Here is a 26,946-nt window from a genome sequence, read left to right on the forward strand (position 1 = left end):
TCTCGATCCCCTATTCCAGAAGGACGGTTGAATGAGCGATACGATTGAACAGGCGGCGAAAGCCGGCAACGATGCACGCCCGATAAAGCTTGCCTGCCGCAATGTCTGGAAGCTGTTTGGGGCGGACGCGGCCAATTTCATCCGCCGGCGCGACGGCAAGGCCAGCCTGGCGGACATCGCCGCGGCCGGACTGGTCGGCGCGGTGCGCGGCGTCGATCTCGAAATCCGACAGGGCGAGATCTTCATCATCATGGGACTTTCGGGGTCAGGCAAGTCGACGCTGGTGCGCTGCATGTCGCGGCTGATCGAGCCGACCCACGGCAAGGTCGAATTCGAGGGGAAGGACCTGCTCAAGATTTCCGATGCCGCGCTGATCGAGCTGCGACGCCATCGCATGGGTATGGTGTTCCAGAATTTTGCCTTGCTGCCGCATCTCAACGTACTGGAGAACATCGCCTTTCCCTTGGGCATCCAGGGGCAGGACCGGCCGACGCGCGAGAAGCGAGCCCGTGAAGTCATCGAGCTGGTTGGCTTGCGCGGCCGCGAGCATTTCTATCCGCGCGAGCTTTCCGGCGGACAGCAGCAGCGTGTCGGCATCGCCCGCAGCCTCGCCACGAAGCCGGAAATCTGGTTCCTCGACGAGCCGTTCTCGGCCCTCGACCCGCTGATCCGCCGTGAGATGCAGGACGAGCTGATGCGGCTGCAGACCATGCTGCACAAGACCATCGTCTTCATCACCCATGATTTCGACGAGGCCATCCGGCTAGCCGATCGTATCGCCATCATGAAGGACGGCGAGGTCATCCAGATCGGCACGCCGGAAGAGTTGGTGGTCAACCCGGCGACCGACTATGTCGCCGAATTCACCCGCGACGTCGACCGCGCCAAGGTGATCTCGGCGCGCAGCCTGATGCGCGCCTGCGATGGCGCCGAGTACGGCGGCACGGTCGCGCCGGATGCCAAGATATCAAGTTTTTCGGCTGATATCGTCTCTGCCGGCAAGCCCTTCGCGGTGGTCAACGGCGCCGGAAAGCCGATCGGCGAGGTCACGCCGCAGGCGGTGATCGATCTTCTCGCCGGCATAGAACGTCGTGGGGTCGGCGCATGACGGTCACGGCAAGCGCCAGCGCAGCGAGGCCCCGGCCGATTCAAACCTGGCTGGCGATCTGGGCCTGCGCGCTCGCCGCCGTGCTTATCGTTTTCCTGCTGCAGGAAAGCCTGCCCTGGGCGGTCAATTACCCGGCCGGCGCGATCGTTCCTGTCGCAGACTGGGTCGGTGCGCTGATGAACTGGGTGAAGTCGAATTTCTCCTGGCTGACCCGTTCGATCACCGCGGTGCTCGGCGTGCCGCTCGATTTCGCGCTCGCTCTTCTGGCCAAAAATTTCAAGATCGGCCATGGCGCCGATATGGTCGTGTTGCCGCGCCTGTCCTGGGTCGGCGTCTGCGCTGCCGCCTACCTTGCCGGACGCGCGGCCGGCGGCTGGAAGCTGGGTGCGCTGGCCGGCGGCTGTTTTCTCTACATCGCGCTGTTCGGGCAGTGGACCAGCGCCATGCTGACGCTGGGCTTAATCTCGATCGCCGTGCCGTTTTGCATTGTCACCGGGCTGTTCGCCGGCATCTGGGCATGGCGCAAGCCTTGGGTGGAGAGGCTGTTGATCTCCCCTGCCCTCGATCTGATGCAGACGATCCCGACCTTCGCCTATCTCATCCCGATGCTGCTTCTTTTCGGCAACAGCCCGGTCTCGGCAATGATCGCGACGGCAATTTTCGCGACGCCGCCAATGGTGCGGGCGACGATGCTCGGCCTGTCGCGGGTGCCGTCGGAGATCGACGATTTCAGCGAGATGGCCGGCTGCACGGCACGGCAGAAGCTGTGGCGAGTGCTGTTGCCGTCGGCGCGGCCGACATTGATGGTCGGCGTCAACCAGGTCATCATGCTGGCACTCAATATGGTGATCATCGCCTCGATGATCGGCGCCGGTGGGCTCGGCTATGACGTGCTTTTGGCGCTGCGCGCGCTCAAGGTCGGCGAGGCGATGGAGGCTGGCCTCGCCATTGTCGCACTGGCAATTGCACTCGACCGGCTGAGCCAGGCGATCGCCCACAATCACGACAAGGGCAATGTCCGCCATCAGGCCGGCACCAGCTTCTGGCGGCGTTATCCCAACCTGACGCTGGCCGTCGCCATTCTCGCCGTCACCACGCTGCTCGGCCTGTTCGTGCCGGCCTTCGCCGCGGTGCCGAAGGCGATCACCTTCACCACCGCGCCTTTGTGGAAGGCGGCGGTGAACTGGATCACCATCAACTTCTTCGACACGATCGAAGCGTTCCGCGTGGCGCTTATCCTCAACGTGCTGAACCCGGTGCGCGCCTTCTGCGAGGGCTTTCCGTGGCTGGGCGCGGTTTGTCTCCTCGGCCTTGCCGGATACCAGCTCGGCGGCTTCCGCCTCGCCGCCCTGGTCGCGGCATTGACAGCGTTCTGCGCCGTCACCGGCCTTTGGGAAAAGACCATGGCGACGGTCTATTTGTGCGGCATCTCGGCCTTTATCGCTTGCCTCATCGGCATCCCGATCGGGCTGATGGCATCGCGCAGCGACCGCTTCGAAAAGACCGTCACGCCGGTCATCGACACACTGCAGGTGCTGCCGTCGTTCTGCTTCATCATTCCGGTGGTGATGCTGTTCAGGGTCGGCGACGTCACCGCGATGATCGCCACCGTTGCCTTCGCCGTGGTGCCAGCGATCCGCTACACCAATCACGGCATTCGACAGGTGCCGCCGGCGCTGATCGAGGCGGCGAAGGTTTCGGGCTGCACCAGGCGCCAGACCTTCTTTTGCGTGCAGCTGCCGCTGGCGCTTCCAGAGATCATGCTTGGCGTCAACCAGACAATCCTGATGGCACTGGCGATGATCATCATCTGCGCCATGGTCGGCACGCGCGATCTCGGCCAGGAGGTGTTCATCGCCCTGTCCAAGGCCGATTCCGGCCGCGGGATCGTCGCCGGCCTGGCCATTGCCTTCATCGGCATCGTCGCCGACCGGCTGTTCAACGCCTGGACGGCGAAGGCTCGCGCAAGGCTGGGATAGTCCGGAATAGGACGGCGTCAGGAAGCTGCCGCCAAGCGCGCCGTTAACGAGGCACCGATCCCTACGCCTAAAGATATAGCCATTCGGGATGATTGCTCGCTGTTACCTCAAATCGTACGGCTGTCATCGGACGGGCAGGCTCAACAGGAGAGCGAACAATGGCTATACGCGTTCCCTTTACTCCCGGTGATCTAGTAGATCGTCAACGGGGCACCGATGACGTCCTCGCAGGCGATCTAAATACAAACATCTTAATCGGCGATGCTGGCGGCAGCCTGCTCGATTTCTCAAGAGGCGGCAACGACACCTTCACGGGGCCGCCATCCTCCACCACCACTGCCTACGGAGATGCCGGCGAGGATGGCTCGGACCACAGCAAGGGCGGCAACGACAGTTTCACAGGCGCCTCGCTAGGCACGTACATCTTCTACGGTGACGTCGGCGGCAACATGTTCGTCCATGCTCAGGGCGGCGACGACAGTTTTACCGCCGAGGGCGACTCCTCCAACACTTTTTACGGCGATGCCGGCGGCGATATGTCGGACCACAGCAAGGGCGGCAACGATACGTTGAGCAGTGAAGTGGGTAGACGGGTAGACAACACATTCTACGGCGACGCCGGCGGCAACATGTTCGGCTTTGCTCAAGGCGGCGACGACATTTTCGTGACCAGCACTCGACAAGGAGCCGATCACATCTTTTACGGTGACGCGGGCGGCGAGATGTCCGATCATGGCAAGGGCGGCAACGACACCTTCCAGGGCTCGATAGAAGCCAATAACATTTTCTACGGTGACGCGGCCAGCAACATGTCCGGCAATGCGCAAGGCGGCGACGACAATTTCACGAGCAGGACCGACTCCTTCAACACTTTCTACGGCGATGCCGGCGGCGATATGTCGGCCTACAGCAAGGGTGGCAACGATACCTTCACGGGTAGCTTCTTTTCCACCAACACCTTCTTCGGTGACGCCGGCGGCAACATGTCTGACCATGCTCAGGGCGGCGACGACCACTATACGGACCTGGGTGGGGAGATCGGGAGCAAAACTCTTTATGGCGATGCGGGCGGTGATCTTTCCGGTTTCGCCGCGGGCGGCAACGACACTTTCACGAGCGCGGGTGGCTCGGAGATAACGTTCTACGGGGACGCGGGCGGCAGTATGTTCGATCACGCGCTTGGGGGCGACGACGTGGCCGTGCTGCAAGGCACTCATAATTTGGGGTATGGCGATGCGGTCACGATGCTCGGCAGCGCTGTGGGCGGCAATGATACCCTGACTGGCGGGGACAAAAGCGCCTTTCCTGATGTTCTAAACGAGTTATACGGCGACGCGCGCTCTATGTCCGGTTCCGCCCAGGGCGGCAACGACATTCTTACTGGGGGCCAGAACAGCGAAAGCGGCCAGGTCCGTAACTTCCTGTGCGGCGACGCTCTGCAAATGTCCGGTTCGGCCAAGGGCGGAAACGATACCCTGTACGCCGGGAGCGCGGCACCCGGCTGCACGGTCATCAATGACATGTGGGGCGACGGGCAACTGAGCGAGTTGGCTCAGGGCGGCAGAGACCAATTCATGTTCAAGGACGATGGTTCCATGACGGTCGGAACCCAAAACACCATCTACGATTTCAGCCAGACCCAAGGCGACACTATCGTGTTTAGCGGCGTGGAGCGCGTGCAATCGTTCGATGATCTCACTATTGCGCAAACTGGAACCGACACCATCATTACCGCGGGAGTCGATCAAGTTACTCTCGCAAACTTTACGAACACGCTGACGACGAGCGACTTTTTGTTCGTCTGAGAGCGAAACTCTTATCCTATTCGAAGAGGCGGAATGCGGTGAGAGTTCGTTGATAGTCGCGCGGCCGGTCGCCCCAATTCTGCTCGACCGGCCGATCGACAATCCAAGCCGCAGATGTGAATCAAATGGCCAGGAATCTCTCGGTCAGTCGAGCCCAGAGCGCTGCGCCGACGGTCAGATTGCCGTCGTTGAAATCGTATTTCGGGCTGTGCAGGATGGCTGAATCCTCGCCGTTTCCGAGGCGCAGGAAGCAACCGGGTTTGTGTTCGAGGAAATAAGAAAAATCTTCGCTGCCGGGGATCAACGGGCAGACGGACACCTTGTCCTGACCGACGAGCTCGACAGCGACGTCTGTCGCGAAGGACGTCTCGCCCTGGGAATTGATCACCACCGGGTAGCCGCGCTCGTAATCGATCTCGACCGTTGCGCCATGCGCCTGCGCCACAAGTGCTGCGATATTGCGAATTCGCTGCTCGAGCGTGTCGCGGATCTCGGCCGAGAAAGAGCGGACGCTCAGCGCGATCTCGGCGTGTTCCGGGATGACGTTGGAGGCCGTGCCGCCGTGAATGGTGCCGACGGTAACGACAGCCGTCTCGATGGGGTTGACGTTGCGCGACACCACCGTCTGCAGGGTCATGACGATGTTGGCGGCAGCGACGATCGGGTCGACCGTCAGGTGCGGACGCGAGGCGTGGCCGCCACGCCCGGTTATCTTGATCGTGACGGTATCGCTCGCCGCCATCAGCGGCCCGGCGCGCATCAGGAACGAACCCGTCGGCGCGCCCGGATGGTTATGCAGCCCGAATATCGCATCGCAGGGAAAGCGCTCGAACAGGCCGTCGGCGATCATCGCCTGCGCCCCGCTTCCCTTGCCGGCTTCCTCGGCCGGCTGGAAGATGAGGTTCACCGTGCCGTTAAAATGCCGCGTGCGCGCCAGGTATTCGGCGGCGCCGAGCAGCATCGTGGTGTGGCCGTCATGGCCGCAGGCGTGCATCTTGCCGCTGGCCTGGCTGGCATAAGGGAGATTGGTCGCTTCGGTAATCGGTAAGGCGTCCATGTCGGCGCGGATGGCGATGCTGCGGCCGCTGCCCTGGCGCAAGCGGCCGACGACGCCGAGCCCGCCGACATTGCGCGTCACCTCGTAGCCCCAGCCTTCGAGCCGTTCGGCAACATATGCAGCGGTTTCGTGCTCCTGGAATGAAAGCTCGGGATGGGCGTGCAGGTGCTGGCGGGCCGCTGCAAGCTCGGCGGCCTTGTCGGCGAAGTCGGAAATGTCGGCGAACTGGTTGGAGGTCTTTGGCATCGAAGGTCCTTTGCCGGCCGAGCACGTAATCGTGCCGGCTTTGCTGTCAGATGAAACGGCTTAAAAAGGCCCGCGTGCGCGGGTGCCTGGGGTTAGCCAGAACCTCGTCCGGAGGCCCGGCCTCGATCACATTGCCGTCGTCCATGAACACCACCCGATCCGCGGCTTCGCGCGCGAAGCCGATCTCATGCGTGACCACGATCATGGTCAAGCCCTGCCTGGCGAGATCGCGCATGGTGGCGAGGACCTCGCCGACCAGTTCCGGATCGAGCGCCGACGTCGGCTCGTCGAAGAGCATCAATTTCGGGCGGATGGCGAGCGCGCGGGCGATGGCGACGCGCTGCTGCTGGCCGCCTGAAAGCTGGCGCGGATAGGCGTCGATCTTGTCGGCGAGACCGACACGGGTCAGCAGTTCGCGGGCGTAGCCGATCGCCTCCTTGCGGTTCTCCCGGTGGACGCCGACTGGAGCCTCGATGACGTTCTGCAGGGTCGTCATGTGTGGATAGAGATTGAACTGCTGGAACACCATGCCGATCTTGCGCCGCTGCGCGGCGATCGCCCGGTCGGAGAGTTTGTCGAGCCGGCCGTTGTGCAGCCGGTAGCCGATCTGCTCGCCGTCCACCTCAATCGACCCTTGATCGATCGCCTCCAGATAATTGATGCATCGCAGGAAGGTCGATTTGCCGGAGCCGGACGGTCCGAGAATGACCACCACCTCGCCAGGCGCGACGTCCAGGTCGATGCCCTTCAGCACCTCGAGCGGGCCGAACGCCTTGTGAACGTTGCGCGCCCTGACCAGGGGCGTGTCATGCGCGCTCATTGGCGGCCTCCAGTGTGGCGGTCGCCGTCTTCTCACGCGCGCCGCGGTCGCCGCGGCTGTAGTGGCGTTCGATCGCGCCTTGCGCGACATTGAGGACCGAGGTAATCAGTAGGTACCACAGCACTGCAACCATCAGCAGCGGAATGATTTCGAAGGTGCGGTTGTAGATCGACTGCACCGAGTAGAGCAGGTCGGCCATGGCGATGACGCTGACAAGCGACGTCGCCTTGATCATGCTGATTAGCTGATTGCCGGTCGGCGGCACGATCGACCGCATGGCTTGCGGGATGATGATTCGCCGCAAGGCCCGCGCGCGCGTCATGCCGAAGGCTTCAGCCGTTTCGGCCTGTCCCTTGTCCACCGACAGCAGCCCGCCACGAATGATCTCGGCCATGTAGGCGGCCTCGTTCAGCGCCAGACCAAGAACGGCGGCCGTCAAAGGCGTGATCAGGTCGTTGGTATTCCAGCTGGCGAAGCCGAGGGAAATGCGCGGAAACAGCGTCGAAAGGTTGTACCACAGGATCAATTGCACCAGCAGCGGCGTTCCGCGGAAGAACCAGATGAACAGGCCGGAGAGAAAGGATGCCAGCCTGTCGTTCGACATGCGCGCGATGGCGAGCAGCAGGCCGAGCACGATGCCCAGGATCATCGCCACGACCGTCAGGCCGAGCGTTACGGAAAGCCCCTGCATGACCGTCGGATCGAAGAAATACTGGGCGACCACGGGCCAGCCGAAATTCGGGTTGACCGCGACGATATAGGCGAAGCCGGCGGCGACGGCGACGGTGAATGCCCAGAGCGCCAGCCGGACGAGCGGGAATGGCCGGTGGGCTCGTTTGACGTCGCGCAGCGCGTCGTCGGGACGTCGCGGCAGCCCGGCCGCGTAGGCAGCGGTCGCGTCGGTCATGGCAGCCTCTACTGGCCCTGGTTGATGCCGGGCGCGTCGATCATGTTCTTCTCGAGGCCCCACTTCTTCATCACCGCGGCGTAGGTGCCGTTCTTCATCAGGATCTTGAAGGCGTCGAGCAGCACGCCGCCCAGCGGCGAACCCTTCTTGACGACGGCGCCTTGGTAGATGTCCTTGAAGCCGTTGGCCTGGCCGACCCCGGCGAGTTCCAGTTGGCCCTTCGCCTGCTCGACGAAATAGGTCAGCGGCGCCTGCGAGGAGAAGAATGCGTCGGAGCGCTTCGACCGGACGGCCAGTATCGAGCTTGGCTGGTCGGTGAAGGATTGCACCTCGACGGCCGGCTTGCCGCCCTCGGTGCATTTCTGCGCCTGTTGCTTGATGACCTTTTCGGCCGAGCCACCCGACATCACGGCAATGCGCTTGCCGCACGCGGTGTCGAGCGAGGTGATGCCTTGCGGGTTGCCCTTCTCGACGGCGAAGACGACGTATTCGCGCACCCAATCGATGAAGTCGTTGGACTTCTGGCGGTCGGGATAGTCGCCGACAGGCCCCATCGCGAACTGATAGCGGCCGGCGTTGATGCCGCTCAGCAAAGCCGGCAGGCCGGCGACCGAGGCATGGTCGACCTCGACGCCGAGCAGCTGGCCTATAGCGTCCGAAATGTCCTTGGTCGCCCCTGTCAGTTCGGTGCCAGTGACGATCTCATAGGGCGGGAACGAGCCGTTGTTGACAGCCGTGATCTTTCCCGCCGTGCGGATCTCTTCCGGCAGCCGGGCGCGCAAGTCTTCGTTCACCGATTGCTTTTGGACGTCCTGGGCAAAGCTGGCCTGCGCCAGCATGGTGACGAGCGAGGCGAATATGAAGCTGATTGTCCTCATGGCATTCTCCTTCGTGTTCTTCGTTGCGTTGTCAGGTGGCCCGCGACCCGGCCTCGAAAGGAAACAAGGCTTCGGCGGAAATCGGTTCCGTCAGAATGCCCTGGGCATGGAGCTCGATGACGAAATCCTCGATCATGCGCCGGTTGGCAGGCAGGCCGCTGGCGTTCCAGGAGGCAGGCAGGTCGCGCCCCGCATGAAGCAGCTCCTCGAGGATCCACGGCGAGGTGTCGGCATATTTTCGGCGCTTTGCCGTCCAGACGCGCTGGCTTTCGTCGATCAGCCTGGCGAGTTCCTGCGGCAGCCAGGGATGTTCCCTGGCCATTGCAGCCTTGACAGCGACCAGATGCATGCCCGGCACATAACGGACGTCGGCGAAATAGGCGCGTTCGGCCGCGCGAAAATCGCGCAGCACTTGCCGGAAGCCGGAAGCCGGGCCGAAAAAGCCGTCCGGCATGAAGGGCGTGAAAACGGCGTCGAGCTCGCCTTGCGCCAGCAGCTCCATCATCGGGCGCTCGCCCGGTGCTGCTTCGATGCGCCCCGGCCTGCCGAATCCGTCGAGGCGGTCGGCGATCGGGTGCTCGGATGTCAACCGGCCGGCAAACCAATAGGCATCCTCGATGCCGACGCCCTCCCGGCGAAGCGCCCCGCGCGTCCACGTGTTGCCGGAATCGCGCCAGCCGGTGACGCCGATACGTTTGCCGGCAAGGTCGGAAAGCTGCTCCAGCGGACTTTCCTCGACCGTGATGATACAGCGATGGCGAAAGCCGCGCATGATGAAGCACGGTATTCCAACCACCGTATCCCGGCCCGACGCCATGGCCGACACATAACGGCTGAACGAGACCTCCGCCGCATCGTAGTTCGGATCGGTGCCGAGATCCGCGATTAGCGTGGCGACACGATCAACCTTCACCGACAGGCGGCTGGAGGCGACGTCACCCAGGACCAAGGGAGTGAGATAGTCCCAATCGCGGGTGGCTATAGTGATGGAAACGGCCATCGGCATGAACTTCAAAGCTATGTTTGACCGGCGATTGGTAAATGTTTATTTTCTGCCGATCAAATGTTATTACGTTATTGAACATTAGCTTTAGCGGTCGCCGATGCGGATGAATTTCGATGCAGGATGGTTCGCTGAACGCCTTGGCGACCGCACGATGCGCGGCATCGCGCGCGAGACCAGTGCGCTGATCAGAAGCGGCGCGCTGCCCGTCGGCGCAAAACTTCCGCCGGTGCGCGATCTGGCCTATGTGCTTGGCGTCAGCCCGGCGACGGTTTCGCAGGCGTGGAGCGAGTTGCGGCGCTACAAGATCATCGGCGGCCGCGGACGCAACGGCACCTGGATCATGGGCAACCGCTTTGCCGCCCGCCCCGAGCGCCACATGAGCGGCGGCAATTACGGACAGGATGTTCTGAACCTGGCGATCGCGGAGCCCGATGTGAGGCTCTTGCCGCCGCTCGACATCGCGCTGGCGCATGGCGCGCGCGCCGAAAAGCTCAACAGCTACGAGCGGGTGCGCATCCTGCCCGAGCTGGAGGCCGCAGTGCGCCCATCATGGCCGTACGATCCCGGCGCGTTCCTGGCCACCAATGGCGGTTACAACGCCATCTACACCTTGCTGCATGCGCTGGTCCCGCCGGGAGCGCCGGTAGCTATCGAGAACCCGACGGCGCTTCGCCTGCTCGACATCCTCGAAGATCTCGACGTACCGATCATTCCGGTGGATTGCGACGGTGACGGCCCCTTGCCGGACGCGCTCGCCAGCGCACTGCGGCAGCGGCCGGTGGCGTTCCTGTTCCAGCCGCGCGTCCATTCGGTGACCGGCGCCTGCATGTCGCCGGCGCGGCTGGAAGTCATCGGCGACCTGCTCGCCGGTACCGATGTGCTGATTGTCGAAGATGACGGCGTCGGCGATATTGCCTCGGCGCCGCGCATCTCGCTTGGCCGGCGTTTTCCCGATCGCGTCATCCATATCCTGTCCTATTCCAAGACCCACGGCCCGGACCTGCGGCTCGCCGTCCTGTCCGGATCGGCGACGATCGTCGAGCAGATCCAATCCTACCGCAGCTTCAGCTCGGGATGGACCAGCCGCATCCTGCAGGCGGCCACCGCCTGGCTGCTGCAAGACCCGGCCACAACCGCCCTGGTGGAGCGGGCGAAGCAGGTCTACCGCCGCCGCCGCGAACGGCTCGCCTGCGAACTGGCCAAACGCAATGTCGATATCGACGCCGGGCACGGTCTCAGCGTCCTCATTCCGGTTGCTTCGGAACCTTACGCGATGGTCACGCTGGCCGCCCACGGCATCGCGGTCCATGCCGGGGCGAAGTTTTCGACCGGAAAAACGAACGCCGTCCGCGTCGCGACCAGCATTCTGGACGAGGAGCACCTCGAGCACGTCGCAAATTCCCTGGCGCTTGCAGCCGACCCGGCGCGGGAGGTTGTCTGAGGCAAGTCATCGCCGTTCTGACTGCTACTCCGCCGCCACGCCCTTCACCTCGAGATAGCTCTCCATCGAATCGTCCATCGCCTGCAGCCACGGCGTATGGTGCAAAGGCGCCATCGTTCCGGTCATCAGCGAGCGATAGGCATGGTCGCGGAAGCCCATAATGTCTTCCGCCTTGTGGTGCTCCCACTCCATGAAGGTCCGATTGACGGCCTCGACGTCGAAGCCCGGATAGTCGGTCTGCTCCATCAGCTCCCTGGTGTAGTCGCCCTGGAACCAGATCATCTGCTCGGCGTCTTCCAGCGTCTCCTCGCGTGCCCGCCATTTCCGGCCGTGCTCCGCCATCGCTTCGGCCGAGGGCAGCTCGACACGGCCCATGATGACGTCGCGGGCGAACCAGGCCTGCGCGTCGAACATGTTGAAGGTGTAGAACTGGTCCTGCATGCCGATATAGGACAGCTTCGGGTTTTTCTCCCAGACGACGCCCTCGTAGAGCCCGTCCGGCCACATACGGTTGGCGGTCTTCAGCTTCAAATCCTCGGTGAGGAACGGGAAGGAATGGAGATAGCCGGTGCACAGGATGATGGCGTCGACGTCTTTGGTGCTGCCATCCTTGAAATGCGCGGTCTTGCCGACGACCTTCTGCAGCAGCGGCACTTCCTTCCAGTTCTCCGGCCATTTGAAGCCCATCGGCTTCGAGCGGTAGCTCGAGGTTATCGATTTGGCGCCGTATTTGTAGCATTGCGAGCCGATGTCCTCGGCCGAATAGGAGCGGCCGATGATCAAGATATCCTTGCCCTTGAATTCCATCGCGTCGCGGAAATCGTGGCTGTGCAGGATGCGACCATTGAAGGTCGAGAAGCCCTCGAAATAGGGAACGTTGGGCACGGAGAAATGCCCCGAAGCGACGACGACATTGTCGAACTCTTCCGAATAGGTGACGTCGTTGGTGCGGTCATGCGCGGTGACGGTGAATTTTTTCGTCGTGTCGGAGAAGGTGACCATGCGCACCGGGCTGTTGAAGCGCACCCATTGACGCACACCCGATTTTTCGACGCGGCCCTTGATGTAGTCCCACAGCACGGCACGGGGCGGATAGGAGCCGATCGGCCGGCCGAAATGCTCCTCGAACGTGTAGTCGGCGAATTCGAGGCATTCCTTCGGCCCGTTCGACCAGAGGTAACGGTACATCGAGCCATGCACCGGGTCGCCGTGCTCGTCGAGGCCGGTGCGCCAGGTGTAATTCCACAGGCCGCCCCAGTCGGACTGCTTTTCGAAGCAGACGATCTCGGGAATATCGGCGCCCTTGTCGGCGGCCGACTTGAAGGCCCGGAGCTGGGCCATGCCGGACGGCCCGGCTCCGATGACGGCAACACGATCTTTCATGCGGGCCTCCCAATCTCATTTCTCTAACGAAACAAATTTCACTGACAGGACAGTAATTGCCCCTTCGATGCTGTCAACAGGGCTTGTCGCGAAACCGCGCTTCGCCGAGCTGGATTTCTAAACGACGTGGAAGCTCGGGCGAAATCCGGTCATTGCGCAATTCGACTTGTCGTGAGAGTTGCGCTTCTGTATCGGCACCGAATATGTTCACCGTGAGTGAAATGAATCGGCAAGGTCCGGGGTGGCGAAATGGCGAAAAGAGCGTCCAATCTGAAGCAAGATGCCAGCGCCGCGGCGGGCAAAGCCAAACCCGCCGCGATCGAGCCGCGCAAGATACGCGTGCCGCTCACCCAGAACCCGCACGCCATTCGCGACACCCGCGAAAAAGTGCTTGAGGTCGCGATCGGCCGCGAGGTGCGGGCATTCCGCAAAAAGCTCGGCATCACCGTCGCCGATCTGGCTGCCGCCACCGACATTTCGCTCGGCATGCTGTCGAAGATCGAGAACGGCATCACCTCGCCATCGCTGACCACGTTGCAGGCGCTGTCGCGGGCGCTCGGCGTTCCCGTCACCGCCTTCTTCCGCCGTTTCGAGGAGGAGCGCAGTGCCGTCTTCGTCAAGGCCGGCGAAGGCCTCGACGTCGAACGCCGCGGCACGCGCGCCGGCCACCAGTACAATTTGCTCGGCCATATCGGCTCCAACACCAGCGGCGTCGTCGTCGAACCCTATCTGATCACGCTGACCGAGGATTCCGACGTGTTCCCGACCTTCCAGCATGAAGGCATGGAATTCCTCTATATGCTCGAAGGCGAAGTGGTTTACCGGCATGGCAGCAATCTCTACCCGATGAAGCCCGGCGACAGCCTGTTCTTCGACGCCGATGCGCCGCACGGACCGGAAGTGCTGAGCGTTCTGCCGATGCGCTATCTGTCGATCATCTGCTACCCGCAGAGCGCGGGGTGAGTTGGCCAATCTCCCCCCTCGTGGGGAGATTAGCAGCTTCGCGGGCAGCTTTACTCCGGCCCGAAGCCCGGCGATGTCGGGCTGCCATCATCCAATTTCGACAGCCATTCGACCAAAGTCGGCCGATAACGCGTCAGGCCCTTGTAGGCAGCGAGTTCGTCGGGCAGGTCGCGGATGACGCGGTGCAGGCGGCGTGCCCATTTCGGCTGCGTCACCAGTTCGTCCATCTTGATGAGGTAACAGCGGATCGGGAAGACGATCGCATTCGAGCGTGGCAGCCGCCAGAAACTCTGCAGTTCGACGCGCAGATGCACTTTTTCGCCAACGTTTTCCGGCGTCACCGTGGCGCGGTCCGGACCCCATTTGTGGTAATTTTCCGGGCTGGTGTCGAGGCGCGGATTGATGGTCATCGTCCAGTTCAGCCGGCGCGCCGGCTTACCCTGCTGGATGTTGGTGAGGAATTTCAGCGCCCGGACGAAGATCCCCTTCTCATGCGCCAGCGGCACCGGCGCGTGCCATTCGAAGAAGTTCATGCCGATGTCGAAATCGAGCGACCAGTCGGCCTGGGTGGTGACCATGCCGGCATCCATCCACAGATTGCCGTCGCGCTGGTCGAGAATGCAGAAATCGCCCTGGCTCTGGCGGGTGATGTATTCCATTGGCCCATAGGGCAGCGTCGAGACGTCGCCGAAGGTGAAGCTGTCGTCGATGCCGAGCGGCCGGTTGATCCAGCGCCAGCGATCGCCGTCGCGGATCAGCGTGAAATGCTCGGGGTAGCCCAGCGCCTGCTGCTCCATCAGGAGTTCGAGCAGGTCCCAGCCGGCCAGCGTCATGTGCGGCAGCGACTGGCAGCGCAGCGGATCCTCGGCCAGCACCAAAGCGCGGTCCTGCATCTCGGCGACATAGTGCTCGTCGACGTCGATCAAATTCTCCAGCACGCTGCCCTTCGGCCCGACGACATGCGGCTCGATGTTGACCGCATACATGTAGCTATCTTCATGGAACGGGAACGGGAACCGCCTGATGTGCTCGGGGCTGTTCCTGAAGGTGAAGTCGTCGCGGAACGTTTCCTTGCGAAAGGTGATGCCCAAGCTCGCCTCCTATCTTTCCAGCACCAGCGACCTGCCCTCGAAGCGCGACACGCAAGGCATGATCTTGCAGCCCGACCGGTGGTCTTCCTCGCTCAGCCAGTGATCGTTGTGGATGAATTTGCCGTCATGCGAAATCACGTTGGTCTCGCATTGGCCGCAGACGCCGCCGCGGCATAGATAGGGCGGATCGACGCCGGCCGCCTCGATCGCCTCGAGCAGGCTCTGCTGCTCGTCGACGCGGATCGTCTTGCCGCTGAGCGCCAGCGTCACGTCGAACGGCGCGCCGGGCTGCGGGGCCGCGAAATGCTCGAAATGCACGGTCTCTGGCGGCCAGCCGAGGGCAGCGGCGCGTTCGCGCACCCAGCCGATCATGCCGGACGGCCCGCAGACATAGAGATGCGTGCCGAGCGGCTGCGACGACAACAGCCGGTCGAGATCGACGCGCTCGTCGCGGTCGTCGTGATAGAGCCTGACCCGGCGATCGTAGCGCTCTCTCAGCAGGTCCGCATAGGTGCCGAGCGAGGCGGTGCGGCAGGTGTAATGCAATTCGAAATTGCCGCCTTGCGCCGCCAGCTGCGCGGTCTGCGCCATAAACGGGGTGATGCCGATGCCACCGGCCAGCATCAGATGCTTCCTGGCCCGAAGATCGAGCGAGAACAGATTGACGGGGTAGCTCACCACCATCTCCGTGCCCGGCCTGACCTGCCTGTGCATGAACAGCGAGCCGCCGCGGCCGGCGTCGTCGCGGCGCACCGAGATGGTGTATTCGCGGGTGTCGAGCGGCGAGCCCATCAGCGAATAGGGATTGAGCCTGGTGCGTTCGCCATCGCGCATCTCGACGACGACATGGGCGCCGCCGGAAAAGGTCGGCAAAAGCTGGCCGTCGCGCCTGCGGAAATGAAAGCGCGTCACCAACTCGTTGACCGGGACGACATCGCTGACGACGACATCGAGTTTGGTGGTGCCGGTGCTCATCGAAAGACCTCCTCGATCGGAGGAATTTCGCTGCGGTCCTCGGCGTTGATGCAGACGCCCTGGAAGGCGGCGAGGCGCCGCGAATAGTGGTCGCGCACCAGAAGCAGCAGGCCGCAATGCGAACAGGTTGCCGGCTGCGTCGTGACGTTCTCGGTGATGCCCTTGCAATGGACGCACTGCACGCGGCGCGCCAGCGAGCCGCGATGCTCGGTCTGGATCGAGGTGTGGTCGATGCCGGCTTCGAGCGCCGCCTGCATGGCCTGGCCGATCAGCCCTTCGGTGCCGGCAAGGTAGAGCCTGAGGCCCATATGGGCGTTGGCCAGCGTCTGCTTCAGCCGCGGCAGGGCACTGGCGAAGGAATGGCCGAGGTAGAGCTGCGCCGGCTTCAGTGCTTCGACCGCCTCGGCGTATTTACCGTCGCGGCCGGGAATGAAGATGATGTGGGCGCCGCCGAAGAAATCCGCCGGTGCCTTGGCAGCCAGATCGGTAATCGCCAGCGCTCCCTCTGCGTCCGCTACGAAAAGATGGTGCTTGCCGGGCTGTGGAGACAGGGTCCCATAGACCGGGCGGCTGATGATGCTTTTCGCTGCCATACCCGCAGTATGCCTCAGCCTTTCGCCGTGCGCTTGGTCTTCTTCGGGTCGTCGAACGGAAGCGGCTCGGCGGTTGCGCTGATGGCGCCGCTCCTGTTGCGGATCTCGAGCCGGGTGCCCTGGACCGCGCAGTCAACGTCGAGCCGGGCGATGGCCATCGATTTCCTGACCAGCGGCGAATACATGGCGCAGGTCACCACGCCGACCTTCTTGCCGTCGCGATAGACCGGTGCGCCCTCGTCGGCCGGCTCCCTGCCTTCGAGCAGCACACCGAATATCTTGAAGCGCTCCTTGCCCTTCAGGCGGTAGTGCTCCTCGGCACCGCGAAAGCCCGTCTTGCCCGGGCTGACGGTGAAGTCGAGACCAAGCTCCCACAGCGTGTCGCCGGGCCCCTCATTCTCGAACGGATATTTCTGCGAATTGTCGTAGGGGTAAAACAGCAGGTAGCTCTCGACGCGCAGCATGTCGAGCGTGGTGAAGCGGCACGGGATGATGCCGACGCTCTTGCCCTCGTCGAGGATCCTGTCCCAGATCGTTCCGGCGTCCTGGCCACGGCAGAAGATCTCGTAGCCGCGCTCGCCGGTGTAGCCGGTGCGCGAGATCATCACCGGAAAGCCGAACAACTGCGTCTGCATGTGGTGGAAATAGTTGAGGTCGCGAATGCCGGGCACATGCTTTGCCAGATAATCCACGGCTAGCGGCCCCTGCAGCGAAAGGTCGTGCAGATTGTCGTCGAAGCGCAGCGACACGTCGCGACCGACGGAAGCACGCTGCAGCTCTTCATGGCCGGTGCCCGAGCCATGCACGACCATCCAGGAATTCGGGCCGGTGCGGTAGAGGATGCAGTCGTCGGTGAACTTGCCGGCCTCGTTGAGCATGCAGGCATAGGCCGACTTGCCGGGATAGATCTTTTCGACGTCGCGCGTCGTCGCCAGGTCGATCAGGTGAGAGGCGTGCGGCCCGGTGATGTGGACCTTCTTCAAGCCGGACACGTCCATCAGCCCGGCCTTGGTGCGGATGGCGATGTACTCTTCGTCGGCGTCCTTGTCGTAGGTCCAGGCGGTGCCCATGCCGCTCCAGTCCTCGAGCTTGGAGCCGAGCGCGCGATGGCGGTCCGCAAGCGTCGAAAATCTCCAGGATGCCGTCATCCGCTGTCCTCCGTTTCGAAAAACGTTTGCTTTCCCTGCTCCCTGCACAGCGGCGGGAGCGTTGCCCGAATATTGATCGCAAACGCCGGGAGCCTGCAATACCCGCAAGCAAATAATTTCATTGTCAGGCAAAATTCGGCGGATCAAACAAACGGTTAACGTTGCGTAAAATCGTCTTGACAATTGCGGAATTCGGCTTGAATTTATGAAAAAAATTTCACTCTCTTGAAAGAGAGCGATGGAGGGGAACCGATGTCCGACATGCAGCAGCGCATTGAAGCCCTGTACCGTTCCGACCTTCGTGGATCGGTGCTCCTGATCGTCTGCCTGTGGGCGACGATCCTTTTCGTCCTGTTCATGACATGGCCATACATCCCCGATGCCGGCATCAAGCTCGTCGTCGCGGTCGCCGCGGCCGCCGTGCTGATCTTCAACACGGCCGCGATCCTGGCGATGGTCAACCACTACAAGGAAGACAAGGACTTCATCTACGGCCTCGACATCAAGAACGCCGACGCCTACCGCAACCGCAAGTCCTGAGGGGAAGACGCATGGCCCGCTATACACCGCCCGAACAGAGCAAGGCCGGACAGGTTTTCGATATCGCCGTCGTCGTGGTCGCGATTTTCGTCGCGCTGTGGCTGCCGCTGAAACTAGGCCTGGCAGGGGCGGCAAAATCCATCGACGCGCTCGACGCCAAGACGTGGGAAGCGCTCGGCCAGAACCCGACCATGGCCTCGATCTGGGAAAAGCTCGGCTACACGCCGGAAACCGCGCACGACATCATCCAGAACCGGTTCCACTACATCATCGACTGGCCGACGCTGATCATCATGGCCGCGGTGCTGATCGGCTATTTCATCTTTCTGTTCCGCGCATCGGACCGCGAATACCGCGACGTCATCGACGAAAAATTCGGCGACAAATAGATAGGGAAGCATCGTCATGTGGGTGGCACTCTCTTACGCATGCTGGGGCATCTCGATCGTGCTCGCGCTGTGGATGCTCTACGACTGGTTCAAGATCGACACGACCTATTCCGAAGAGATGCTGACCTCGTCCAGGGAAGGCGAACTTGAAGCCGTGTCCGAAAAACACCGGATCTGAGTGGGGGATTGAACGATGACGATCGCGGCTGAACCAGCGGTGCAAGTGCAAGGCGACAGGGTTTCACTGCTCAGGGTGCTCGGCCCCGCCCATGTCTGGGCGCTCGGTGTCGGCATCGTTCTGGTCGGCGAATTCACCGGCTGGAATTTCGCGGCGGACAAGGGCGGCGCGCTGGCGGCGCTGATAGTCTGCTGGATCGTCGGACTGCTCTACACCTCGGTCGCGATGATCGATTCCGAAGTCACCTCGACGGTTGCCGCCGCCGGCGGCCAATATGCCCAGGCCAAGCACATTGTCGGGCCGCTGATGGCCTTCAACGTCGCGCTTTTCCTGGTCTTTGCCTATACCATGCTCGAAGTGTCGGACTGCTCGGCGACACCATTGTCGCCAAGGCCGGCGTCGAGGGCCTCAACCACAATTCCTTCATCGCCGCGACCATCGTCGTGCTGGCATGGCTGAACTATCGTGGCGTGCTGATGACGCTCAACGTCAATTTCGTCATCACCGCCATCGCCTATGTCTCGATCGTCATCCTGTTCTTCTCGGTCAGTCCGTGGACGCAAGGCGCCGTGCTGAAGCTGAACGAGTTGGTCACCCCCGGCAACGCCCTGCCCTATGGCTGGATCGGCGTCATCGCCGCCTTCCAGTTCGGCATCTGGTACTATCTCGGCATCGAGGGCACCACGCAGGCCGCCGAGGAAGTACGCTCGCCGGCGCGCTCGCTGCCTTACGGCACGATGGCCGGGATGATCACGCTTCTGATCGCGGCCGCCATGACCTGGTATGTCTGCGCCTCGCTGATGCCCTGGGAATATCTCGGCATCACCTATTATCCGCTGTGGGACGCAGGCAAACTGACTGGCAGTGCGCTGCTGGAGAACCTGTTGTTCATCGCGACGCTGCTTGCTGCACTTGCTTCCGCCAATGGCTGCATCAACGACGCCGCGCGCGCCTGGTTTTCGCTCGGCCGCGACCGCTATCTGCCGACCTGGTTCTCGGCGGTGCATCCGAAATACCGCACACCCTACCGCTCGATCCTGTTCCTGCTGCCGATCGCGCTCGCCTTCGCCTTCATCGCCGACCTCAACCAGGCGATCACCTTCTCGATCCTGTCGGGCGTGCTGCAATACACCTTCATGAGCATCAACATCATCATGTTCAGGAAGAAGTGGCCGCTCGGCTCGATCCGCCGCGGCTACACCCATCCCTTCCATCCGCTGCCGGCGATCGTCTTGTTCTGCCTTTGCGTGGTGACCTTCTTTGCGATCTTCCTCGGCTTTGGTTCGCAGCTGATCGCCATGGTCGCCTTCTACTTCCTGATCTCGCTGTGGTTCCACTTCTACCGCTACAAATTCGTACGCCGTGGTGCCCAGTTCACCATGCCGTGGCCGAAGCCGCAGGGGTACTGACGGCGCGCCCGGTCTGGGCGGGCATTTGCGTGACGAGGTGCGCTAGGTGATCTCAGCATTGCTCGCCGGGGCGGTTGCCCTGGCTCTCGTCCTCCACATAGCCTGGCTTGCGCGCGCCAACCGCGCCAAGGCTTCGACTGCGCTTGCTGCCGACGAAGCCGGCGTCCGCGCCGTCATCCCCGACGCGGCCAACGTCTCGGACGGCGTCGCCGGCGTCGTCACCTTCGCCGGCTCGTGGAACGGCCGGCGGGTGCAGGTGCGGACCATCGTCGACACGCTGGCGATAAGGAAGCTGCCGGCGCGCTGGCTGAGCGTTTCGATCACCGAAAAGGTCGTGATACCAGGCACTTTCGACATGATGATGCGGCCGGGATCGCCGACGACTTTTTCCAATTTCGATCATCTCGTCCATACACTGCCGAAGGCCGCCGGATTTCCAGCCGAGGCGGTGCTGCGGAGCGACCGCAAGGGCGTGCGCTTCCCCGAAGCCGTCATCGCCGATCACCTCGATGTCTTTGCCGAGGAGCGCGCCAAGGAACTGCTGATCACACCGAACGGCGTGCGCATCGTCTGGCTGCTGGCCGAGGCCGAGCGGGCGCGCTACGGCGTATTCCGGCAAGCCGAATTCGGCACGGTCAGGCTCGATCCGGGGCTGATCGAGCGGCTGCTGTCGTCGGCTTCGGCGCTGCGCGATGCCATCAATCAAAGCGAACGGCAGGCGGCATGACCAGCCAGATCACCACCTCCCCCGCACCATTGAGCCCCTATCTGGTTCTGGGCGCTGCGATCGTTTTGCCGGCGAGCGGGCATGTCGTGCTCGGCGTGCCGGTGCGCGGCCTGCAATTCCTGTTCTTCATGGTGGTCCTGGCCTGGGTCACCGCCAAGATCGCGCCGCCCGATGCCAGCTTCATCGGCCGCCATGCCGGCGGCGTCCTGATCTATGCCCTGTCGATCCTGGATGCCTACAAGATCGCCCGGATCCGCTATGCCAAATGGGTTCACAATGGCGGCCAGCGCAGCAATAGTGCGGCCGGCGGCGCCTCAGCCGATATATAACGACAGGAAAATTTTTTTCATACCAATTGAATTCCCGGGACTCATTCGATACATCTCGGAGGAACAAACTCGCGGAGCCTGACATGTGCGGAATCGTCGGACTGTTTTTGAAGGACAAGTCGCTCGAGCCCCAGCTTGGCGCGATGCTGTCGGAGATGCTGATCTCGCTCAGCGATCGCGGTCCCGACAGCGCCGGCATCGCCATCTATGGCGCGCCCTCCAGTGAAGCCAAGATCACCATCCAGTCGGCCAAGCCGGAGCGCGATTTCCGCGGCCTCGACGCCGAACTCGCCAAGGCAATCGGCGCGCCGGTGAGCATTGCTGCGAAGTCGACGCATGCCGTGGTCCGGACGATGCCTGCCAAGATCGACGAAGCCCGCGAGGCGATCCAGACGCTGCGCCCCGACATCCGCATCATGGGCGCCGGCGACGTCGTCGAGATCTACAAGGAAGTCGGCTTGCCGGAAGCAGTCGTCGACCGTTTCGGCGTCCGCGAGATGACCGGCACGCACGGCATCGGCCATACCCGCATGGCGACCGAATCGGCGGTGACGACGATGGGCGCGCATCCGTTCTCGACCGGCGCCGACCAGTGCCTGGTGCATAATGGCTCGCTATCCAACCACAACAATGTCCGCCGCGAACTGATCCGTGAAGGCATGACGTTCGAGACCGAGAACGACACCGAGGTCGCTGCCGCCTATCTCTCCTCGCAGATGGCGCATGGCAAGAACCTGGGCGAGGCGCTGGAAGGCACGCTGAGCGATCTCGACGGCTTTTTCACCTTCGTCGTCGGCACCAAGAACGGCTTCGGCGTGGTGCGCGACCCCATCGCCTGCAAGCCCGCCGTGATGGCCGAAACCGACCAGTATGTCGCCTTCGGCTCGGAATATCGTGCGCTCACCAAACTGCCCGGCATAGACAATGCGAACGTCTGGGAACCCGAGCCCGCAACCGTCTATTTCTGGGAGCATTGAGCTGATGCCGGCAATCAACCTCTCCAAGGCAGCGCGTGAGCCGGGCCAGGCATCGCGGGTCTTCGACCTGGCCGAAATGTCGCTGCGCGAGCTCAACCAGGCGCTGCACGATCTGGCGCCCGGTTCGAACGAGACCGCCTGGGAGGTGCTCCACCCGCGAGGCAGCCATTCGGTCGCCGTCGGCGTCGACCAGCCGGTCGCCATCGATGTGCGCGGCAGCGTCGGCTACTATTGCGGCGGCATGAACGACGGCGGCACCATCACCGTGCATGGCTCGGCCGGGCCCGGCGTCGGCGAGAACATGATGTCGGGCCAGATCGTCGTCAAAGGCGATGCCAGCCAGTATGCCGGCGCCACCGGCCGCGGCGGGCTGCTGGTCATCGAAGGCAACGCGTCATCGCGTTGCGGCATTTCGATGAAAGGCATCGACATCGTCGTCCATGGCAAAATCGGCCACATGTCGGCCTTCATGGCGCAGTCCGGCAATCTGGTGGTGCTGGGCGATGCCGGCGATGCGCTCGGCGATTCCATCTACGAGGCGCGGCTTTTCGTGCGCGGCAAGGTCGAAAGCCTCGGCGCCGACTGCATCGCCAAGGAGATGCGGCCCGAGCATCTCGAATTGCTGCAAGGCTTACTCGACCGCGCCGGCGTGACCGGCGTCAAGGCGGCGGAGTTCAAGCGTTATGGCTCGGCTCGTACCCTCTACAATTTCAATATCGACAACGCCGACGCGTATTGAGGCTCAATGACCTATCGCAACCCGCCGACGACGCCGCGCAAATCCGCGACCTTCGACGACTACACGCTTTCCGAGATCCGCCGCGCCGCGGCGACCGGCATCTACGACATCCGCGGCGCCGGCGCCAAGCGCAAGCTGCCGCATTTCGATGACCTTCTGTTCCTCGGTGCTTCGATCTCGCGCTATCCGCTCGAAGGCTATCGCGAACGCTGCGACACCAGCGTCGTGCTCGGCTCGCGCTATGCAAAAAAACCGATCGAACTGAAAATCCCGATCACCATTGCCGGCATGAGCTTCGGCTCGCTGTCCGGGCCGGCGAAGGAAGCGCTCGGCCGCGGCGCCACGCTGTCGGGCACCTCGACGACCACCGGCGACGGCGGCATGACCGAGGAAGAGCGCGGCCATTCGAAGACGCTGGTCTACCAGTATCTGCCGTCGCGCTACGGCATGAACCCGCGCGATCTGCGCCGTGCCGACGCGATCGAGGTTGTCGTCGGCCAGGGCGCCAAGCCCGGCGGGGGCGGCATGCTGCTCGGCCAGAAGATCTCCGACCGCGTCGCCGAAATGCGCACGCTGCCGAAAGGCATCGACCAGCGCTCGGCCTCGCGCCACCCCGACTGGACCGGGCCGGACGATCTCGAGATCAAGATCCTGGAACTGCGCGAAATCACCGACTGGGAAAAGCCGATCTACGTCAAGGTCGGCGGCGCCCGGCCCTATTACGATACAGCCCTTGCGGTAAAGGCCGGTGCCGACGTCGTCGTCGTCGACGGCATGCAGGGCGGCACCGCAGCAACCCAGGAAGTGTTCATCGAGAACGTCGGGCAGCCGACGCTTGCCTGCATCAGGCCGGCGGTGCAGGCGCTGCAGGACCTCGGCATGCACCGCAAGGTGCAGCTGATCGTCTCGGGCGGCATACGCAACGGCGCCGACGTCGCCAAGGCGCTAGCGCTCGGCGTCGACGCGGTGTCGATCGGCACGGCAGCGCTTGTCGCGCTCGGTGACAATGATCCGCGCTGGGAGGCGGAATACAACGAGCTCGGCACCACGGCCGGCGCCTATGACGACTGGCACGAAGGACGCGATCCGGCCGGCATCACCACGCAGGATCCCGAGCTAATGAAACGGGTCGATCCGATTGCGGCCGGACGACGGCTGGCGAATTATCTTAAGGTGATGACACTTGAGGCTCAGACGATCGCCCGCGCCTGCGGCAAGAATAGCCTGCACAATCTCGAGCCCGAGGATCTTGTGGCCTTGACGATCGAAGCCGCAGCCATGGCCGGCGTGCCGCTGGCCGGCACCAATTGGATACCGGGCAAGAACGGCTTCTAAAACAAACCAAATGCCAGTAAGCGAGGAACTATAATGGGGAACGATCTCGCCGCCTTCGCCAAGGAAAAGGGCGTCAAATATTTCATGATATCCTACACCGACCTGTTCGGTGGGCAACGCGCCAAGCTGGTGCCGGCGCAGGCGATCGCCGACATGCAGCGGGACGGTGCGGGCTTTGCCGGCTTTGCCACCTGGCTCGACCTGACGCCGGCGCATCCCGACATGCTGGCGGTGCCGGATCCGGCCTCGGTGATCCAGTTGCCTTGGAAGCCGGAGGTCGCCTGGGTCGCCGCCAACTGCATCATGGACGACAAATCGGTCGAGCAGGCGCCACGCAACACGCTGAAGCGGCTGATCGCCGAGGCCGCCGGCGACGGCATGCACATCAAGACCGGCGTCGAGGCCGAGTTCTTCCTGATCTCGCCGGACGGCAAGACGATTTCCGACGAATACGACACGGCGTCGAAGCCCTGCTACGACCAGCAGGCGGTGATGCGCCGCTACGACGTCATCGCCGAGATCTGCGACCATATGCTGGCGCTCGGCTGGGGCGCCTACCAGAACGACCATGAGGACGCCAACGGCCAGTTCGAGATGAACTGGGCCTTCGACGATGCTCTGGCGACCGCCGACAAGCATTCCTTCTTCAAATTCATGGTGAAATCCGTTGCGGAAAAGCACGGCCTGCGCGCGACCTTCATGCCGAAGCCGTTCCAGGGCCTGACCGGCAATGGCTGCCATGCCCACATCTCGGTTTGGGACAGGGACGGCAAGACCAATGTCTTTGCCGATAATGCGATGGAACTCGGCCTGTCGGCCAAGGGCAGGAATTTCCTCGGCGGCATCATGAAACATGCTTCCGCGCTTGCCGCCATCACCAACCCGACGGTCAATTCCTACAAGCGCATCAACGCACCGCGCACCATCTCCGGCGCCACCTGGGCGCCGAACACCGTGACCTGGACCGGCAACAACCGCACCCACATGGTGCGCGTGCCCGGCCCCGGCCGCTTCGAGCTGCGCCTGCCCGACGGCGCGGCAAACCCCTATCTGCTGCAGGCCGTGATCATCGCCGCCGGCCTCGACGGCGTCCGCTCGAAGGCCGATCCCGGCAGGCGCTACGACATCGACATGTACCAGTTCGGCCATACGGTCGAGGGCGCGCCGAAGCTGCCGCTCAACCTGCTCGACGCATTGCGCGAGTTTGACAACGACAAATCGCTCAAGGCGGCGCTGGGTGAGGAATTCTCGTCGGCCTATCTAAAGCTCAAGCAACAGGAATGGAATTCCTATGCTTCCCACTTCACCCAGTGGGAGCGCGACCACACGCTCGACATCTGATCCGGAAGCACGCCCGGCGCGAAACAGGTTCATGAAATACTCGATCTTCTCCCTCGCCCGGGCGGCATTTTCCGGCCACAAGAACTGGCAGCGCACCTGGCGCGACGCCAGCCCGAAGAGCCACTACGACGTGGTGATCATCGGCGGCGGCGGCCATGGACTGGCGACGGCATGGTTCCTCGCCAGCGAGTACGGCATCAGGAATGTCGCGGTGCTGGAAAAAGGCTGGATCGGCTCCGGCAATGCCGGCCGCAACACCACCATCATCCGCTCCAATTACGGGCTGCCCGGCAATACCGGCTTCTACGAGCTTTCGATGAAGCTGTGGGAACGTATGGAGCAGGACCTCAACTACAACACCATGGTCAGCCAGCGCGGCGTCATCAATCTCTACCATTCCGACGCGCAGCGCGACGCCTACGCACGGCGCGGCAACACCATGCGCATCAACGGCATCGATGCCGAACTACTCGATCTGGCGGCGGTCAGGAAGATGATGCCGTTCCTGAACTTCGACAATGCGCGCTTTCCGGTGCAGGGCGGGCTTTTGCAGCGACGCGGCGGCACGGCACGCCACGACGCCGTGGTCTGGGGCTATGCGCATGCGGCGAGCGCGCTCGGCGTCGACATCATCCAGAATTGCGAGGTGACCGGCTTTGTCCGCGACGGCAACGGCAAGGTGACCGGCGTCGAGACGAGCCGCGGCAAGATCGGTGCGGCCAAGGTCGGCATGGCGGTCGCCGGCTCCTCGTCGCGCGTCGCGGCGATGGCCGGCATGCGGCTGCCGATCGAAAGCCATGTGCTGCAGGCCTTCGTCTCGGAGGCGATCAAGCCGCTGATCCCCAATGTCATGACCTTCGGCGCCGGCCATTTCTACGTCAGCCAATCCGACAAGGGCGGCCTGGTCTTCGGCGGCGACATCGACGGCTATAATTCCTACGCCCAGCGCGGCAATCTGCCTGTCATGGAGGACGTCTGCGAGGGCGGCATGGCGCTGATGCCGATGATCGGCCGCGTGCGGCTGCTGCGCCAGTGGGGCGGCATCATGGACATGTCGATGGACGGCTCGCCGATCATCGACAAGACGCCGGTCGACGGGCTCTATCTCAATGCCGGCTGGTGCTATGGCGGCTTCAAGGCGACGCCCGGCTCCGGCCTGGTCTTTGCCCATCTGCTGGCGCGCGACGAGCCGCACAAGGAGGCGGCGCGCTTCCGCCTCGACCGCTTCCGGCGAGGTGCGATGATCGACGAAAAGGGCCAGGGCGCCCAACCGAACCTGCATTGAAGGCTGGCTGAAGAGCATGCGCATTGTCTGTCCCTTCTGCGGCGAACGCGAACTCGGCGAGTTCACCTATCTGGGCGACGCCAGGCCGGTGCGTCCGGCGGCCGGCTCCTCCGAAGACGAGGTCTTCGACTATGTCTATCTGCGCGACAATGTCGCCGGGCCGATGAGCGAATACTGGTACCATGGCGGCGGCTGCCGGGCCTGGCTGAAGGTCGCCCGCAACACGCTTACGCATGAGATTTCCTCCGTCGAGCCGGCGGCCGGCGTTGGTGCGAAGCAGGCTGCAAGATGAATTCT

At 63.1% G+C, this 26,946-nt stretch carries 26 protein-coding genes and 1 pseudogene; 17 read left to right on the plus strand and 10 right to left on the minus strand.

Annotated elements, in window-relative coordinates:
- The first annotated feature begins 31 nt into the window (after window positions 1-31).
- From NKH78_RS09570 to NKH78_RS09580, 3 genes are all read left to right on the plus strand, one after another.
- Entirely contained in the window at window positions 32-1,108 is a 1,077-nt protein-coding gene (locus NKH78_RS09570) for a quaternary amine ABC transporter ATP-binding protein (protein WP_352738581.1), read from the plus strand.
- Window positions 1,105-3,087, plus strand: coding sequence for an ABC transporter permease (locus NKH78_RS09575; protein WP_352738580.1), 1,983 nt, complete (start codon window positions 1,105-1,107; stop codon window positions 3,085-3,087). Before NKH78_RS09570 ends, NKH78_RS09575 begins: the two co-directional genes overlap by 4 nt.
- Window positions 3,088-3,245: 158 nt before the next feature.
- The gene (locus tag NKH78_RS09580; protein ID WP_352882742.1) at window positions 3,246-4,892 is read left to right on the plus strand and encodes a calcium-binding protein; all 1,647 of its coding nucleotides are present in this window, start codon (window positions 3,246-3,248) and stop codon (window positions 4,890-4,892) included.
- A 121-nt stretch (window positions 4,893-5,013) separates the two neighbouring features.
- On the opposite strand, the gene NKH78_RS09585 is transcribed toward NKH78_RS09580, so the two are convergent.
- The 5 genes from NKH78_RS09585 to NKH78_RS09605 form a co-directional block, all read right to left on the minus strand.
- Window positions 5,014-6,195, minus strand: coding sequence for a M20 aminoacylase family protein (locus NKH78_RS09585; RefSeq protein ID WP_352882744.1), 1,182 nt, complete (start codon window positions 6,193-6,195; stop codon window positions 5,014-5,016).
- A 46-nt stretch (window positions 6,196-6,241) separates the two neighbouring features.
- Window positions 6,242-7,015, minus strand: a complete 774-nt coding sequence (locus NKH78_RS09590) for an amino acid ABC transporter ATP-binding protein (RefSeq protein ID WP_352882747.1) — start codon at window positions 7,013-7,015, stop codon at window positions 6,242-6,244.
- On the minus strand, window positions 7,002-7,922 hold the full coding sequence (locus NKH78_RS09595; protein ID WP_352505293.1) for an amino acid ABC transporter permease: 921 nt from the start codon (window positions 7,920-7,922) through the stop codon (window positions 7,002-7,004). The genes NKH78_RS09590 and NKH78_RS09595 overlap by 14 nt, the downstream gene beginning before the upstream one ends.
- An 8-nt stretch (window positions 7,923-7,930) precedes the next feature.
- Window positions 7,931-8,761, minus strand: a complete 831-nt coding sequence (locus NKH78_RS09600; protein ID WP_502899798.1) for an ABC transporter substrate-binding protein — start codon at window positions 8,759-8,761, stop codon at window positions 7,931-7,933.
- A 70-nt stretch (window positions 8,762-8,831) separates the two neighbouring features.
- Window positions 8,832-9,800, minus strand: a complete 969-nt coding sequence (locus NKH78_RS09605) for a substrate-binding domain-containing protein (RefSeq protein ID WP_352738572.1) — start codon at window positions 9,798-9,800, stop codon at window positions 8,832-8,834.
- 103 nt (window positions 9,801-9,903) lie between these two features.
- Between NKH78_RS09605 and NKH78_RS09610 the strand changes: the two genes are divergently transcribed.
- Window positions 9,904-11,247: an aminotransferase-like domain-containing protein gene (locus tag NKH78_RS09610; RefSeq protein WP_352738570.1), complete on the plus strand. Its 1,344-nt coding sequence runs from the start codon at window positions 9,904-9,906 to the stop codon at window positions 11,245-11,247.
- 24 nt (window positions 11,248-11,271) lie between these two features.
- Here NKH78_RS09610 and NKH78_RS09615 read toward each other — a convergent pair whose 3' ends face one another.
- Window positions 11,272-12,630, minus strand: coding sequence for a trimethylamine monooxygenase (locus tag NKH78_RS09615; RefSeq protein WP_352738567.1), 1,359 nt, complete (start codon window positions 12,628-12,630; stop codon window positions 11,272-11,274).
- A gap of 249 nt (window positions 12,631-12,879) precedes the next feature.
- Here NKH78_RS09615 and NKH78_RS09620 point away from each other — a divergent pair, with 249 nt between their 5' ends.
- A complete protein-coding gene (locus tag NKH78_RS09620) occupies window positions 12,880-13,593 on the plus strand; it encodes a helix-turn-helix domain-containing protein (RefSeq protein WP_352738565.1) in 714 nt (237 codons plus the stop codon).
- A 50-nt stretch (window positions 13,594-13,643) separates the two neighbouring features.
- Here NKH78_RS09620 and NKH78_RS09625 read toward each other — a convergent pair whose 3' ends face one another.
- From NKH78_RS09625 to NKH78_RS09640, 4 genes are read right to left on the minus strand one after another with little or no spacing between them, the layout of a single operon-like run.
- Window positions 13,644-14,684 carry a heme-dependent oxidative N-demethylase family protein gene (locus NKH78_RS09625; protein WP_352738563.1) on the minus strand — a complete coding sequence of 347 codons (1,041 nt, stop codon included), beginning with the start codon at window positions 14,682-14,684 and terminating at the stop codon, window positions 13,644-13,646.
- Between the two features lie 9 nt (window positions 14,685-14,693).
- Entirely contained in the window at window positions 14,694-15,659 is a 966-nt protein-coding gene (locus tag NKH78_RS09630) for a PDR/VanB family oxidoreductase (protein WP_352505299.1), read from the minus strand.
- Window positions 15,656-16,252, minus strand: a complete 597-nt coding sequence (locus NKH78_RS09635; RefSeq protein WP_352505300.1) for a dimethylamine monooxygenase subunit DmmA family protein — start codon at window positions 16,250-16,252, stop codon at window positions 15,656-15,658. The genes NKH78_RS09630 and NKH78_RS09635 overlap by 4 nt, the downstream gene beginning before the upstream one ends.
- A gap of 14 nt (window positions 16,253-16,266) precedes the next feature.
- Entirely contained in the window at window positions 16,267-17,400 is a 1,134-nt protein-coding gene (locus NKH78_RS09640) for an aminomethyl transferase family protein (protein ID WP_352738561.1), read from the minus strand.
- A 252-nt stretch (window positions 17,401-17,652) separates the two neighbouring features.
- On the opposite strand from NKH78_RS09640, the gene NKH78_RS09645 reads away from it, so the two are divergent.
- From NKH78_RS09645 to NKH78_RS09700, 12 genes and pseudogenes are all read left to right on the plus strand, one after another.
- Window positions 17,653-17,940, plus strand: coding sequence for a hypothetical protein (locus NKH78_RS09645; protein WP_023716771.1), 288 nt, complete (start codon window positions 17,653-17,655; stop codon window positions 17,938-17,940).
- An 11-nt stretch (window positions 17,941-17,951) separates the two neighbouring features.
- Window positions 17,952-18,329, plus strand: coding sequence for a hypothetical protein (locus tag NKH78_RS09650; protein WP_023673992.1), 378 nt, complete (start codon window positions 17,952-17,954; stop codon window positions 18,327-18,329).
- 16 nt (window positions 18,330-18,345) lie between these two features.
- Window positions 18,346-18,507 (plus strand): hypothetical protein, encoded by a 162-nt coding sequence (locus NKH78_RS09655; protein ID WP_023673991.1) that lies wholly within the window; start codon window positions 18,346-18,348, stop codon window positions 18,505-18,507.
- 15 nt (window positions 18,508-18,522) lie between these two features.
- A pseudogene (locus tag NKH78_RS09660) lies at window positions 18,523-19,916 on the plus strand (APC family permease).
- 46 nt (window positions 19,917-19,962) lie between these two features.
- Window positions 19,963-20,643 (plus strand): hypothetical protein, encoded by a 681-nt coding sequence (locus NKH78_RS09665; RefSeq protein ID WP_352882753.1) that lies wholly within the window; start codon window positions 19,963-19,965, stop codon window positions 20,641-20,643.
- Window positions 20,640-20,972 carry a hypothetical protein gene (locus NKH78_RS09670; RefSeq protein ID WP_352738554.1) on the plus strand — a complete coding sequence of 111 codons (333 nt, stop codon included), beginning with the start codon at window positions 20,640-20,642 and terminating at the stop codon, window positions 20,970-20,972. The genes NKH78_RS09665 and NKH78_RS09670 overlap by 4 nt, the downstream gene beginning before the upstream one ends.
- An 83-nt stretch (window positions 20,973-21,055) precedes the next feature.
- Window positions 21,056-21,949: a class II glutamine amidotransferase gene (locus tag NKH78_RS09675; protein WP_352738552.1), complete on the plus strand. Its 894-nt coding sequence runs from the start codon at window positions 21,056-21,058 to the stop codon at window positions 21,947-21,949.
- Between the two features lie 4 nt (window positions 21,950-21,953).
- Window positions 21,954-22,688, plus strand: a complete 735-nt coding sequence (locus NKH78_RS09680) for a GltB/FmdC/FwdC-like GXGXG domain-containing protein (RefSeq protein ID WP_352738550.1) — start codon at window positions 21,954-21,956, stop codon at window positions 22,686-22,688.
- 6 nt (window positions 22,689-22,694) lie between these two features.
- Window positions 22,695-24,023 (plus strand): FMN-binding glutamate synthase family protein, encoded by a 1,329-nt coding sequence (locus tag NKH78_RS09685; RefSeq protein ID WP_254818691.1) that lies wholly within the window; start codon window positions 22,695-22,697, stop codon window positions 24,021-24,023.
- Window positions 24,024-24,056: 33 nt separating this feature from the next.
- Window positions 24,057-25,364: a type III glutamate--ammonia ligase gene (gene glnT / locus NKH78_RS09690; RefSeq protein ID WP_352476570.1), complete on the plus strand. Its 1,308-nt coding sequence runs from the start codon at window positions 24,057-24,059 to the stop codon at window positions 25,362-25,364.
- Window positions 25,365-25,395: 31 nt separating this feature from the next.
- Window positions 25,396-26,649, plus strand: coding sequence for a sarcosine oxidase subunit beta family protein (locus NKH78_RS09695; protein WP_352548741.1), 1,254 nt, complete (start codon window positions 25,396-25,398; stop codon window positions 26,647-26,649).
- 16 nt (window positions 26,650-26,665) lie between these two features.
- Window positions 26,666-26,941 carry a sarcosine oxidase subunit delta gene (locus NKH78_RS09700; RefSeq protein ID WP_352738548.1) on the plus strand — a complete coding sequence of 92 codons (276 nt, stop codon included), beginning with the start codon at window positions 26,666-26,668 and terminating at the stop codon, window positions 26,939-26,941.
- The last annotated feature ends 5 nt before the right edge of the window (window positions 26,942-26,946 follow it).

The organism is Mesorhizobium sp. M0910 (assembly GCF_040319465.1).
GTDB lineage: Bacteria > Pseudomonadota > Alphaproteobacteria > Rhizobiales > Rhizobiaceae > Mesorhizobium.

Excerpts from the sequence above, each read along its gene's own strand:
- NKH78_RS09610 (WP_352738570.1), top strand. The coding sequence starts at position 9,904 with ATGCGGATGAATTTCGATGCAGGATGGTTCGCTGAACGCCTTGGCGAC.
- NKH78_RS09620 (WP_352738565.1), top strand. The coding sequence starts at position 12,880 with ATGGCGAAAAGAGCGTCCAATCTGAAGCAAGATGCCAGCGCCGCGGCG.
- NKH78_RS09700 (WP_352738548.1), top strand. The coding sequence starts at position 26,666 with ATGCGCATTGTCTGTCCCTTCTGCGGCGAACGCGAACTCGGCGAGTTC.
- NKH78_RS09605 (WP_352738572.1), bottom strand. The coding sequence starts at position 9,800 with ATGGCCGTTTCCATCACTATAGCCACCCGCGATTGGGACTATCTCACT.
- NKH78_RS09650 (WP_023673992.1), top strand. The coding sequence starts at position 17,952 with ATGGCCCGCTATACACCGCCCGAACAGAGCAAGGCCGGACAGGTTTTC.
- NKH78_RS09600 (WP_502899798.1), bottom strand. The coding sequence starts at position 8,761 with ATGCTGGCGCAGGCCAGCTTTGCCCAGGACGTCCAAAAGCAATCGGTG.
- NKH78_RS09595 (WP_352505293.1), bottom strand. The coding sequence starts at position 7,922 with ATGACCGACGCGACCGCTGCCTACGCGGCCGGGCTGCCGCGACGTCCC.
- NKH78_RS09685 (WP_254818691.1), top strand. The coding sequence starts at position 22,695 with ATGACCTATCGCAACCCGCCGACGACGCCGCGCAAATCCGCGACCTTC.
- NKH78_RS09680 (WP_352738550.1), top strand. The coding sequence starts at position 21,954 with ATGCCGGCAATCAACCTCTCCAAGGCAGCGCGTGAGCCGGGCCAGGCA.
- NKH78_RS09575 (WP_352738580.1), top strand. The coding sequence starts at position 1,105 with ATGACGGTCACGGCAAGCGCCAGCGCAGCGAGGCCCCGGCCGATTCAA.
- NKH78_RS09580 (WP_352882742.1), top strand. The coding sequence starts at position 3,246 with ATGGCTATACGCGTTCCCTTTACTCCCGGTGATCTAGTAGATCGTCAA.
- NKH78_RS09640 (WP_352738561.1), bottom strand. The coding sequence starts at position 17,400 with ATGACGGCATCCTGGAGATTTTCGACGCTTGCGGACCGCCATCGCGCG.
- NKH78_RS09590 (WP_352882747.1), bottom strand. The coding sequence starts at position 7,015 with ATGAGCGCGCATGACACGCCCCTGGTCAGGGCGCGCAACGTTCACAAG.
- NKH78_RS09675 (WP_352738552.1), top strand. The coding sequence starts at position 21,056 with ATGTGCGGAATCGTCGGACTGTTTTTGAAGGACAAGTCGCTCGAGCCC.
- NKH78_RS09655 (WP_023673991.1), top strand. The coding sequence starts at position 18,346 with ATGTGGGTGGCACTCTCTTACGCATGCTGGGGCATCTCGATCGTGCTC.
- NKH78_RS09635 (WP_352505300.1), bottom strand. The coding sequence starts at position 16,252 with ATGGCAGCGAAAAGCATCATCAGCCGCCCGGTCTATGGGACCCTGTCT.
- NKH78_RS09695 (WP_352548741.1), top strand. The coding sequence starts at position 25,396 with ATGAAATACTCGATCTTCTCCCTCGCCCGGGCGGCATTTTCCGGCCAC.
- NKH78_RS09615 (WP_352738567.1), bottom strand. The coding sequence starts at position 12,630 with ATGAAAGATCGTGTTGCCGTCATCGGAGCCGGGCCGTCCGGCATGGCC.
- NKH78_RS09570 (WP_352738581.1), top strand. The coding sequence starts at position 32 with ATGAGCGATACGATTGAACAGGCGGCGAAAGCCGGCAACGATGCACGC.
- NKH78_RS09585 (WP_352882744.1), bottom strand. The coding sequence starts at position 6,195 with ATGCCAAAGACCTCCAACCAGTTCGCCGACATTTCCGACTTCGCCGAC.
- NKH78_RS09630 (WP_352505299.1), bottom strand. The coding sequence starts at position 15,659 with ATGAGCACCGGCACCACCAAACTCGATGTCGTCGTCAGCGATGTCGTC.
- NKH78_RS09670 (WP_352738554.1), top strand. The coding sequence starts at position 20,640 with ATGACCAGCCAGATCACCACCTCCCCCGCACCATTGAGCCCCTATCTG.
- glnT (WP_352476570.1), top strand. The coding sequence starts at position 24,057 with ATGGGGAACGATCTCGCCGCCTTCGCCAAGGAAAAGGGCGTCAAATAT.
- NKH78_RS09645 (WP_023716771.1), top strand. The coding sequence starts at position 17,653 with ATGTCCGACATGCAGCAGCGCATTGAAGCCCTGTACCGTTCCGACCTT.